The following is an 11,316-nucleotide window of genomic DNA, read 5'->3' on the forward strand; positions in this document are numbered from 1 at the left end:
CCATGTTCTCCTTGAGCATCATCGCGAAACTGGCGCTGGAGGGCATAGTATTCTCCTTGGACTTCTCTTATTGGCTGCCGTCGCCGTCCGTCATTCCGGGAAGATTGAGCGCCTTGGTGGTCTGGGCCGGCGCTTCCTGCGCCGCCGGCGCAGGTGCCGCGGGGGCGGGGGCAGGGGCGGGCTCCGGTCCGGCCGCGGCCGCTGGAGCCTTCGCCCCGCGGCGCGCCCTCTTGGGCAAGGCCGGCATGGCAGCGGCTTTCTTCGGGGCAGGCTCCGGCGGCGCGGCCGCCGCGCCCTTGCCGCCCCGGCCGGAGCGGCGCAGGGCCGCGGCCCGGGCCGCGGCCGACTGCGCGATCTCCCGGCCCGCGTTGCGCGCCAAGTCTTCGTACACGGCGACGGCGCGCTCGTTGTCCGAGGCTTTCTCGTAGGCTTCGCCGAGCTTGATCAAGGCGTCGAGGCGGAAGGGATTGTTGGCGGGCTTGAGCCCCTGGAGCTTCACCCACATGTTCATGGCCTCGTCCGGGCGGTTGTTGGCCGACGAGACCTCGCCCATGCGGTAGGTCGTCTCGAACACGGTGTCCGAGCCCGGCTTGGCGTGGTCTTGGATATGCTGCAGGGTCGCCAGCGCCCCTTCGTAATCCCGGCGGTCCTTCTGCAGGCTGAAGATCTCCCAGAGCGCGGACTGCGCCAGGGGGTCGGAGTCGCCGACCAGCTCGATGTACTTCTGGTAGGAGTACTGGGACAGGTCGGTCTTGCCCAGGGCCTTGTAGGCCAAAGCCAGGTTGAACTCGGTCTCCTTGGCGTAGGACACCTTGGGATACTCCTCGCTCAGCCGGGTGTAGTACTTGACCGCCTCCTCGTACTTCTTGAGGGCGTAGTTGGCGCTGGCCAGGTGGAAGAGGGCCAGCGGCGTGTCGTCGTCCTTGTCGAAATTGTTGAGCAGGCGCTCGTAGGCGGGGATGGCGTCGGTGTAGTCGTTCTGGCTGAAATAGCTCTCGCCGAGGTAGAACTGGGCCTTGACCAGCTGCGGGTTGTTGGTGAAGTCCACGCTGAACTTCTGGAACCCCGTGGCGGCCGCGGCGAAATCCTTGGCCTCGAAGCAGCGCCGCGCCAGGCGGAACTGCGCCTCGCCCGCGATGGCGTTGGCCGAGCCGGCCGCGATCAGCTCGCGCAGGAGAGTCTTGTAGTTCATGGACTTGTTGCGGTCGAAGATGCCCTCCAGGAGATCGAGGCCGTCCGTGGCCTCCGAGGCCTTCGGGAATCTGGTCACCAGCTCCTTGATCTGCTTGACCGCGGCGTCGTCATTGCGGCTGTTGAAGGCCGACTGGGCGATGCGCAGGTAGGCCATGGGCAGCTGCTCGCTCTGGGGATAGTTGGCGATGATGTCCCGATAGGCGGCGATGGCCTCGTCGTATTTCTGGGCGCGGAACAAAGTGTCGGCGATCTGGGCCGAGGCCTCGCCTGTTTCCTTGGCCTGCGGGTAGCGGGCCTGGAGCTTGCGCCAAGTCTCGATGGCCTGGGTGTAGTAGCGCTGGTGGTAGAGGCTCATGCCGGCGCGGTACAGGACGGCCGGCGCCTCCGCAGCCTTGGGGTTGTTGTCCACGAACTTGCTGTAGAGCTGGAAGGCGTCGTCATAGGACTTCTGGTTGTAGAGGCTGTCGGCGATGCCGAGCTCGTTGAGGCCCGAGAAGCTGAAGGTGGAGCTCTCGGCCGCGAGCATGTCCTTGAGCTTCTTGCGCTCCTGCAGGGCGCGGTCGTCCTCGCCCTGATAGGAGGAGGCCCAAGCCAGGCCGTCCTGGGCGAAGAAGGCGGCCGGGTCGTCGGGATAGACCTTGAGGATCATCTCGTAGATGACCCGGGCTTCCTCCGTCTGGTTGAGGGACAGATAGGCCTCGGCGGCGTAGAGGTAGCTCATGCTGCGCCACTTCGATTTGGAGGGCGGCAGGTGGCGGAAGATGAACTGGTAGGAGGTGAGGATCGAGTTGTAGGCCTTCTGGTCGAACTGGTTCTTGAGGATGGTGAAGAGGGCCTGCTCCGCGATCTCCGAGGAGGGCGCCAGGTCGATGATGCGCTGCAAGGCGGCCGTGGCCTCCTGGTAGCGCTTGAGCTTGATGAGGGCGTTGCCCATGACGAGGTAGACGTTCTTGGCCAGCGCGCTGTTGGGATAGAGGGTCACGAAGTTGTTGCAGGTCTGCACGGCCTGGGTGTAGTCCCCCACCTGGTAGCCCGTCCAAGCCAGCTTGAAGTGGGCCAGAGGCGAGATCCTGATGGTCTCGGGGTACTGGGTGATGACCTTGGTGTAGGCGAACATGGCCTCGCGCACCTGGCCCGCCACCAGATAGGACTCGGCGATGAAGTACTGGGCCAGCGGCGCGAAGAAGTCCTTGGGGTAGCGGTCCAGCACGGACTGGAAGTTGGCGCGCGCCTCCACGAGGTCCTTCTTCTGGAAGCAGGAGGAGCCGATGCGGAACATGGCCGAGACTCGCAAGGGAGAGTCCGGGTAGAGCGAGAGGAACTTCTGGTACTTGGAGATGGCTCCGTCGAAATCCTCGGCCAGGAAGAAGGAGTCGCCGATGAAGAACTGAGCCTCCTCCTTGAGGTCGGACTCCGGATAGTCGCGGATGAGGTTCTCGAAGGCGGCCGCGGCCAGGTAGGCGCGCTTGGAGAGCAGGTAGGTCTTGCCCAGGTAATACTGGGCCTCCGCGGTCTTGACCTGCTTGAGGGTGGCCTCGGCCGCCGAGTAGTCGCCCTTGTGCAGGCTCACGATGCCCTGGGCGTAGAGCACCAAGGGTTCCTTGAGGAACACCGGGTAGGTCTCGCCCAGCAGGAAGAGGTTGGCCTCGGCTTGGGAGAACTCTTCCAGGGCCAGGTCCGCGTAGATGACCCCCAGCAGGGACTCGGGCACGATATAGGCCTTGGGGAAGCGCCTCTCCACATCGTGGAAGTCCTCCACGGCCCGGCTCCAATCCTTGTCGTTATAGGAGACCTCGCCCAGACGGTACAGGGCCGAGGGCCCCAGCCCCGACTTCTTGTCGCCGGCCGCCTCCGAGAAGGCCTTGCGGGCGTTCTCCAAGGCCCCGGCTGCGGCCGGGTTCCTGGGCGCCAGGAGCCGGGCCGCCGAGCTCTTCTTGGTGGAGGCCTCGGACTTGAGGATGCTCAAGGCCTGGTCCAGGTAGGCCTCGCCGACCATGAAGTAGGCGTCGGACACGCGCGGGCTCTGCGCGAACTGGCTGATGAAGTTCTCGAAGGCCTGGATCACGGCCATCTTGTCGCGCCCCGTCTCCTGGTACATCTGTGCGGCGGCGTTGAAGGCTTCCTCTTCCGCCGTGATCTGCGGGGTGGCGCGCGCGGCGGCCAAAGACGGGGCCAAGGCGAGCAGGACGGCCAGGGACAGGAATCCGGAGTCCATGTTGAACCGCCTCATAGCGACGGGGCCGCCATCTTTCCGGCGATCTCAGCCTTGAGCTTGGCCACGAAATCCTCCTCTTTGAGGCCGCTGACCTGCCGACCGTCGCGCAGGCGAACGGAGAGCACCCCGGCCGCGAGGTCCTTGGGACCCAGCACCACCATGTACGGGACCTTCTCCATCGAGGCGTCGCGCACCTTGGCGCCCACCTTCTCGTCGCGCACGTCGAGCTCCACGCGCAGCCCGGCCGCGGCCAGGGACTTGGCCAGGCGCGCGGCCGGCTCGGCCACATCCGCCTTGACGGTCAGGATCTTGACCTGCACCGGGGCCAGCCACAAGGGGAAGGCCCCGGCGTAATGCTCCAGCAGGAAGCCGATGAAGCGCTCGTGGGTGCCCAGGGGGGCGCGGTGGATGCACAGCGGCGTCTGGCTGCTGCCGTCCTTGGCGCGGTAGGTCAGGTCGAAGCGGCGGGGCACGGCGAAATCCACCTGGTTGGTGGCCAAGGTGAACTCCTTGCCGATGGCGCTCCAGACCTGGACGTCTATCTTCGGGCCGTAGAAGGCGGCCTCATTGGGGACCGCCACGTGCTGGACCTGGCCGTTCTTCAGCGCCCGGGCCACCATGTCCTCGGTCTGCTTCCAGAGCTCCGGCTCGCCGACGTACTTCTTGCCCATCCCTTCCGGGGCGGAGAGGCTCAGGCGCATCACGTACTTCTCGATGCCGAAGATGCGGAAGTACTCCAGGTACATCCGGCAGACCGCGAGGAATTCCTCCTCGAACTGCTCCAGCGTGCAGTAGATGTGGGCGTCGTTCATCTGCATGGAGCGCACGCGCATGAGCCCGAAGAGCTCGCCGGACTGCTCGTAGCGGTAGCAGGTGCCGTACTCGGCCAGGCGCAGGGGCAGGTCCCGGTAGCTGCGCAGCTCCGAGGCGAAGATCTTGTGGTGGTGCGGGCAGTTCATGGGCTTGAGGTAGTACTTGACCCCGTCGAACTCCATGGGCGGGAACATGCTGTCCTTGTAGTAGGGCAGATGTCCGCTCTTGAGGTACATGCTCTCTTTGGTGATGTGCGGGGTCTTGACGCGCAGGTAGCCCGCGGCAGACTCAGTGGCCTTGGCCAGATTCTCGAGCTCGTCGATGACCACGGTGCCGTTGGGCAGCCACATGGGCAGGCCCGGGCCCACGTCCTCGTCGAAGAAGAAGATGCCCAGGTTCTTGCCCAGGCGGCGGTGGTCGCGCTTGGCCGCCTCCTCGACCATCTTGAGATGCGCGGCGAGTTCCTCGGCCGTGGCGAAAGCGAGCCCGTAGATGCGCTGCAGCATGGGGCGCTTCTCATCGCCGCGCCAGTAGGCGCCGGCGATGGAGGTCAGCTTGAAATGCTGGAGCGCGCCGGTGTCCGGGACGTGGGGGCCGCGGCACATGTCGATGAAGGGCCCGTCGGTGTAGAAGCTGACGACCTCGTCCTTGAGGTCCTCAAGCAGCTCGATCTTGAGCTTCTCGCCCGCCTTTTGGAGGAGCTGCCGGGCCTCGTCCTTGGTGCGCTCGGCGCGCGCGAAGGTCTGCTTGGCGGCCGCGATCTCGCGCATGCGCGCCTCGATGCGGGGCAGGTCCTCGGGGACGAAGTGGTGCGAGGTCTCGAAGTCGTAGTAGAAGCCGTGCTCGATGGCCGGGCCGATGCCGAGCTTGGTCCCCGGGAAGAGGTCCTGCACGGCCTGGGCCATCACGTGGGCGGCTGAGTGGCGGATGGTCTCGATGTCGATGGCGGGCTCGGCCATGCTGGTGGACTCCGTTGTCATTGCCAGGAGAAAATGGTGCCCAGTATAGGACTTGAACCTATGACCTCTCCCATGTCAAGGGAGCGCGCTACCACTGCGCCAACTGGGCACTGAGATCGAAATGCCGGATAAAAGAGCAAAACCTGAAAAAAGAAGATATCAAAATGCATCTAGAGATTCAACCCTGGGGCCGCAGGCGGAGACGTTCGCGCGCCCGATTGAACCATTATACGAACGAGACATTACGAATATGTCAAATGCGTTCAGGCCAGCTCTTCGGCCCATCGGGCGCAGAGGCGAGGGCGCAGGTCCAGGGCCATGCCCACCGGCGCCCCTTGCGCGGCCAGACACGGCTCGGTCTCCTCGAAGGCGGGCTGACCGGTCAGCTCATGAAGGATGCCCGACTCGGCCGCGACTGGGCCCCCTGCCGCACAGGGGCATTGCACCAAGGAAAAGCCTTTATGCGACAAGGCCTGGGCGACCAGGTCCGCCGCGGCTTCCTCGTCGGCTGACGGGAGGCGGGCCAGGAAGGTGGCTCCGGCTTGGCGTGCCAGGCCAAGGAGGTCGATGGGAGGCTCGGGACCCCGCGACCAGAGCAAGACCAGCAGATCGCTGTTGAGCCGGGCCGAATCCAAGAGCTGAGCGAGGCCGCGGCGATAGACCGCCTCGGCGTCGTCCCAAGCGGTCACCGTGAGCGCGGGGTTGGCGAGCTTGGCGCCGGCTGCCACGGCCAAAGCGCGGCCGGGAGGGACCCGCACGCCGTAGGTCTTGGGGAAGACCGGCTCGGGCAGGCAGCAGGAGCCTCCGGCGACGACGAGGATGTCCTTGGGCTGCAGGCCTTGCCCGGACCAGGCCCAGGCGCAAAGACGCAGGGCCTGCGCGAAGGCGCAGGGGACTTCGGCCAAGCCGTCGGCAAGGAAGTCCGCGGGAGGCAGAAGCTCGCGCTCTTCCAAGGTCGCGGGACAAGGCACGCAGAAGAGCCCCGAGGCGGGCGGGGACTGCCGCGCAAGCGCTGCCTTCTTCCGGGCCAGAAGCTCCGGCGACATAGCCGCGATAACGCGCGGCGCACCGTCCTGGCCCGGGACCGCCCGCGAATCCCGCTCGATGCGGACATCCTCGGGCAGGCCCGGCAGCGACTCCCTTCGCTCCAGCAAAGCGGCTCCGACGCGGACCACCGCCGGCACCCCGTGCCTCTCCGCGAGGTTGAAGGCCTGTGCGGCCATGAGGAAGGCCTCGCGCACGTCCGCCGGCCGCAACCGCGCCACAGGCAGGTCCTCGGGCCAACTCCAGCCGTCGTCCGGCGCCAGGACCACGGCCGGCAGACCGGTCTCGGCGCAGAAACGCAGCATCTCGCCAGCCGCGGCCAGGCTGCCGGAAGTCAGGTCAGCCAGGGCCCGGGCACCGGCGAGGGCGGCTCCGGCGGCGAGGCCCAAGGCCGAGGCCTCATCCGAGGCCGGATGCGCGGCGAGACCCACGCGGGCGGCCAAGGCCAGCAGGGCCGCGGCCGGCCCTTGGGTTCGCCCGGAGCGCGGGACCGCCAGGCAGGTGCAGCCCGCGGCCAGCGCTCCCCAGGCCAAGGCTTGCGCGCCGGACACGTTGAGATAGCGCTTGCCGCCGGGAGGCAGGCGGATCGGCGAAGCGCCGAGCTTGGCCTGCGCCTGCTCACAGGCGCGGCGCGCCGCCTGGATCTTGCCGGCCGCGGACTCGGTGGTCTCGCCGCGCAGGCGGCGGCCCCAGGCCTCGGCCAAAGACTCGAGCTCCAGGTCGGCCAGCCAGGCCAAGGCGCCGGCGATGGTCTCAGGGTCCGAAGCGGGCAGGGCCAAGGCGGCCGCGCCGTGCGCAAGGCCGGACGGCTCCGGCAGCGCGCCGGGGTCATAAAGGACCAAGTGCCGCGCGGTGCCGGCTCTGGCCATGGCTTGCTCATCGAGCGCAAGGAGGGCGTCGCAGCCCGGCTCGGCATCCGCGGCCTCGGCGTCCCCAGCCCGCAGCACGAAGCGGATGCCGGCCTCGGCTGCGACGGGCTCCGCGACGCCGGCGATACCGGAGCTGGCGCAGGCCGAAAGGAAGAGCTCGGCGCTGCGGCCGGCGGCCTCAGCCGGCCCACTGAGCCAGACGGTCATGCGGCCGGGTCGCCGGCCTTTGTCCTCGCCTGCCATGCTCAAAGCACCATGCGCCGGGAGAATGCCATGACCGACGCCGCCAGAAGCCCGATCAGCGTGGCGGCGAAGGCGGCCGGCGCCAGGAGCCAGCCCCATGCGGAATAGACCGTGCCCGGCTCGCGAAGGTAGACGTCGCCGGTCAGCACGTCGGACTTCATATGGTCCAGGGCGGCCTGGACGCGGCCCAAAGGGTCGATGATCTGGGAGAACCCGGAGGACGCGGCCCGCACGATCCAGAGGCCGGACTCCACCGCGCGCACCGGCGCCATGGCCGAATGCTGGGAGTGCTGCCAGCGCTTCCAACCGGACGGGTCCAGGTTGGGCACGGCGATGAGTTGGGCGCCCTGCCGGACCAGCCGCCTGGCCCCGTCCTCGTAGTCGAGGTCGTAGCAGATCTGCACCCCCAGCCGGCCCAGCGGCGTGTCCACGGGCCGGACCTCCGGGTCGGGCTTCAGTCTGCGCTCCACGTACTGGATGGGATGGTGCTTGTCGTAACGGCCCAGCAGGGTCCCCTCAGGGGACAGGATCCATACGAAGTTCTGCATCCAGCCCTTCTTCGTGTCCTCAGGGAATATCGCCGCGGCCACGACCTTGACGGACGGCAGTCCGGCCAGCCTATCCCGGAGCAGGCGGAGGTAGAGCTCCTCTTGGCCGGGCTGCACCGTGAAGCCGTACTCCGGCCACACCAGGAGCCTGGCCTTGGCCGCCTCGGGCCGGCGGCTGAGCCGCACCAGACCGGCGAGGTCGTAGTTCTCGTCTTGCACCGCGGCGACCGGCAGGGGCGCGCCCGTCCGCGTCTGAAGATGCCCGACCCGCCAAGCGCCCCAGCCGGCCAGGAGCAGGACCGCGCAGGCCGCGGCCAGGGCCGCAGCCCTGCGGCCCTTGAGCCAGAGCAGCAGAGCCGCGTTGCCGAATGCGATGAGCGCCGAGAGCCCGTAGACTCCGAAGAGACTGCAAGACTGCAGCAGCCACGGATAGCCGACCTGACTGTAGCCCAGGGCCAGCCAGGCGTTCCTCAGCCACCACAATTCGGACCGGAAGTACTCGATCCCGGTCCAGGCCGCCGCGACAGCCAAGGCCCAGAGCCAGCTTGGGCCCAGCCGCCGCCACAGGCCCCAGAGCAGCGCGCAATGCAAAGCCATCCAGAGCGCGAAGACGCACCAGAAGGAGACCACGAAAGGGCCGAAGACCTTGGCGAGCCAATGCAGCGAAGCCCCGTAGAAGATCAGACCGGCCATGGCGCCGAGATTGGCGGCCGAGCGCGCATCCGGGGCGTCCAGCACCGACCACCAGAGGGGGATGAAAGCGAGCCAAGCCAGCCACCCCTGCCCTATCGGCTGGAAAGACAGCAAGAGCAGCACTCCCGTCGCCGCCGCGCCAAGCCAGGCCCTTGAGCGCATCTTGGTGCTAGTCTAGATTATGTATCATCCACGAGTACAGCCCCGGAGGCCGACATGCGCGGAGACGAGTTCTTCCAGGCCGTGGCCGTCAAGCCCCCCTTCACCAAGCTCCATCCCCGCGTGGCCGCCTTCTTCAAGGGGTACCTGGCCCGGGAGAAGGTCGTCCGCTTCGGCGACCGCTTCGTGGTCAACACCAACTTCCCCCCTTTCCCCAGCCCCGCCTTCGACCGTTTCGCCGAAGGCTTCGACCAGGTCGCCGCGGGCGCCCAGCGGCGCCTGCACTCGGTCACTCTCGCCGTGACCAACCGCTGCTCCTATAAATGCTGGCACTGCTACAACGCCGGACGCAGCCAGAAGGACATCCCCTTGGCGCGGCTGCGACAGCTGGCCGCGGAACTGGCGGAGCTGGGCGCGGTGTGCCTCACCTTGACCGGCGGGGAGCCCCTGCTACGCGCCGACCTCGAGGAGGTCGTCGCCTCTTTCGACGGACGCTTCTACCTGTCCTTGGGCACCACCGGCTCCGGCCTCACCCCGGAGCGCGCCCGGAAGCTCAAGGAGCGGGGCCTCTTCGCCGTGGGCATCAGCCTCGACTCCGAGACCGAGGCCGAGCACGACCGTCTGCGCGGGAAAGCCGGCGCGTTCCGGACGGCGCTGGCGGCCCTGCGCATGTGCCGGGATGCGGGATTGTACTCGTACGTCGTCGCGGTGGCCAGCCCCGGCCTGCTGGTCCGCGAGCGGTTCCTGAGCTTCCTGCGCTTCGCCAAGGCCGGCGGCGCCTACGAGGTGCACCTTCTGGAGCCCTGCCCCATCGGGAACCTCAAAGGCCGCCAGGACGCGGTCCTTTCGTCGGCGGACTGCGGACGCATCCTGGATTACCAGGCGGAGGTCGCCCGCGACGAGGAGCTTCCCATCCTGTCCTGCTTCGCCTACGTGGAGGCACCCGAAGCCTTCGGCTGCGGCGCCGGGCTGACGCATCTCTACATCGACGGCAGCGGCGAAGTCTCGCCCTGCAACCTCGTGCCGCTCTCCTTCGGCAGCATACTGGGCCAGCCGCTGGCGGCCGTCCTGGAGCGCATGGGCCGCCAGTTCCGCAAGCCCCGGCCCTCCTGCGTCGGCAAGATCCTGTCCGCGCGCATCCCGGACGGGCCGGTCCCGCTGCCGCCGGACGCCTCCGAAGCATTGTGCGAACGCTACCTGCCCAAAAAGCATGAGCTCCCCCGCTTCTTCCGGATACGCGACGAGGCGACCAGCGCGGCGGGGAGCCGCGAGCTCAAGCAGGCCTACGACACGATCCATTCGGACTACGACGCCTTCTGGCTCTGCGAAGCGGGCAAGCCTGTGGAAGCCCTCGTGGCCAAGCTGCCTTGGAACGGTCGGGAACGGGTCTTCGAGGCGGGCTGCGGCACGGGCTTCGCCAGCGCGCTCATCGCGCGGCGCCTGACGGACGGAGGCTCGCTGCTGGCCGCGGACCTATCGCCCGAGATGCTCTCTTTGGCGCGCCGCAGGCTCGCCTCCCTGCCGGACGCCCCGGTCCGTTTCGCCGAAGGAGACGCGCTCGAGCTGCTGGGCGACAACGGGAAGTTCGACTTGGTGTTCACGAGCTGGGTCCTGGGCTATATCCCCGTGGCGCCCTTCTTCCAGGCCGCGGCCGCGGCCTTGCGGCCCGGCGGCCGGCTCGCCTTCATCGTGCACCGCGAGAACTCCCCCCGCCGGGAGCTCGAGCTGTTCTATGCCTTGGGCGCGCAGGACCCCCACATCCTGGAGATGCGCGTGGCCTTCGATTTCCCCACCCGCAGCCGCGTCGAGGCCGAGCTGCTGGCCGCCAAGCTGCGGCCTGAGGAGCTATGGGAAGGCGCCGCGGTCTTCCGGTACTCCTCCGCCGAAGATGTGCTGGAGCACCTGCTCAAATCCGGCGCCGGCACCGCCTACTACAACGCGGTCAAGCCCGGCTGCCGGGCCGAGACGGAGAAGAAGTTCCTGGAACTGCTGCGCCAGAGCAACGCGGGCAAGCCGGACTACAAAGTGGTCCACGACTTCGTGGCCTGCGTCGCGACCCGCTAGTTGGGGGACACAATACTTGAGCCTCTCGTAAAAAGTCCCGGCTTCTAGACGCAGGACACCCACCCGGCCGCGCGACTCGCAGAGTCGCGCGGAACCGACGGCCGAAGGCCGGCGGCAGATGCACTATGGACTGGCGCAAGAGGTTCTTCCGACCCGACGCTGCGCGTCGGGTCGGTGGCGCCCGGCCCACGGCCGCCGGGCGCTCGTTCAACGGTAGAGGGCGATGTTGTATATTCTCCGTACGCGCGCGTACGGAGAAAGCCATGTTCCGAGCCACGGATCCGCAGCGAGACATGTTCGACGCCAGTGGGCTGATGCCCCGGGCCAAACAAGAGGCTTGCGAGAAGAGCTGGGCTGGGCCTTTCCACAAGCAGGCCTTGCCGATCTTGCTGCGCATGGAGCCGGAATTCGCGAAGTTCTACGACGAGGGGACAGGGCGTCCGAACCGGGCCGTGGCGCTGGTGCTGGGGACCTTGATCCTGAAGGAGGCCAGCGACCTGACCGACGAGGAAGCG

6 protein-coding genes and 1 tRNA gene are annotated in these 11,316 nt (G+C 67.7%); 2 read left to right on the top strand and 5 right to left on the bottom strand.

The annotated features are described in order from the left end of the window. Window positions 1-67: 67 nt before the first annotated feature. From NTY77_03985 to NTY77_04005, 5 genes are all read right to left on the bottom strand, one after another. Window positions 68-3,409 (bottom strand): tetratricopeptide repeat protein, encoded by a 3,342-nt coding sequence (locus NTY77_03985; protein MCX5794640.1) that lies wholly within the window; start codon window positions 3,407-3,409, stop codon window positions 68-70. 11 nt (window positions 3,410-3,420) lie between these two features. Beyond that, window positions 3,421-5,202: a threonine--tRNA ligase gene (gene thrS / locus NTY77_03990; protein ID MCX5794641.1), complete on the bottom strand. Its 1,782-nt coding sequence runs from the start codon at window positions 5,200-5,202 to the stop codon at window positions 3,421-3,423. Between the two features lie 13 nt (window positions 5,203-5,215). Beyond that, window positions 5,216-5,290: transfer RNA gene (locus NTY77_03995), tRNA-Val, on the bottom strand. A 154-nt stretch (window positions 5,291-5,444) separates the two neighbouring features. Then, entirely contained in the window at window positions 5,445-7,301 is a 1,857-nt protein-coding gene (locus NTY77_04000; protein ID MCX5794642.1) for a hypothetical protein, read from the bottom strand. 38 nt (window positions 7,302-7,339) lie between these two features. Beyond that, a complete protein-coding gene (locus NTY77_04005) occupies window positions 7,340-8,740 on the bottom strand; it encodes a hypothetical protein (protein ID MCX5794643.1) in 1,401 nt (466 codons plus the stop codon). Window positions 8,741-8,794: 54 nt separating this feature from the next. Here NTY77_04005 and NTY77_04010 point away from each other — a divergent pair, with 54 nt between their 5' ends. Together NTY77_04010 and NTY77_04015 are read left to right on the top strand one after the other, a co-directional pair. After that, window positions 8,795-10,801, top strand: coding sequence for a radical SAM protein (locus tag NTY77_04010; GenBank protein MCX5794644.1), 2,007 nt, complete (start codon window positions 8,795-8,797; stop codon window positions 10,799-10,801). Between the two features lie 263 nt (window positions 10,802-11,064). Next, a partial coding sequence (locus tag NTY77_04015) for a hypothetical protein (GenBank protein ID MCX5794645.1) occupies window positions 11,065-11,316 on the top strand: 252 nt, incomplete at its 3' end.

The organism is Elusimicrobiota bacterium (genome assembly GCA_026388095.1).
GTDB lineage: Bacteria > Elusimicrobiota > Elusimicrobia > UBA1565 > UBA9628 > UBA9628.

What these genes read in the sequence shown, in the direction of transcription:
- NTY77_03985 (MCX5794640.1), bottom strand. Translation starts at nt 3,409, where the DNA reads ATGGACTCCGGATTCCTGTCCCTGGCCGTCCTGCTCGCCTTGGCCCCG.
- thrS (MCX5794641.1), bottom strand. Translation starts at nt 5,202, where the DNA reads ATGACAACGGAGTCCACCAGCATGGCCGAGCCCGCCATCGACATCGAG.
- NTY77_04000 (MCX5794642.1), bottom strand. Translation starts at nt 7,301, where the DNA reads ATGACCGTCTGGCTCAGTGGGCCGGCTGAGGCCGCCGGCCGCAGCGCC.
- NTY77_04005 (MCX5794643.1), bottom strand. Translation starts at nt 8,740, where the DNA reads ATGCGCTCAAGGGCCTGGCTTGGCGCGGCGGCGACGGGAGTGCTGCTC.
- NTY77_04010 (MCX5794644.1), top strand. Translation starts at nt 8,795, where the DNA reads ATGCGCGGAGACGAGTTCTTCCAGGCCGTGGCCGTCAAGCCCCCCTTC.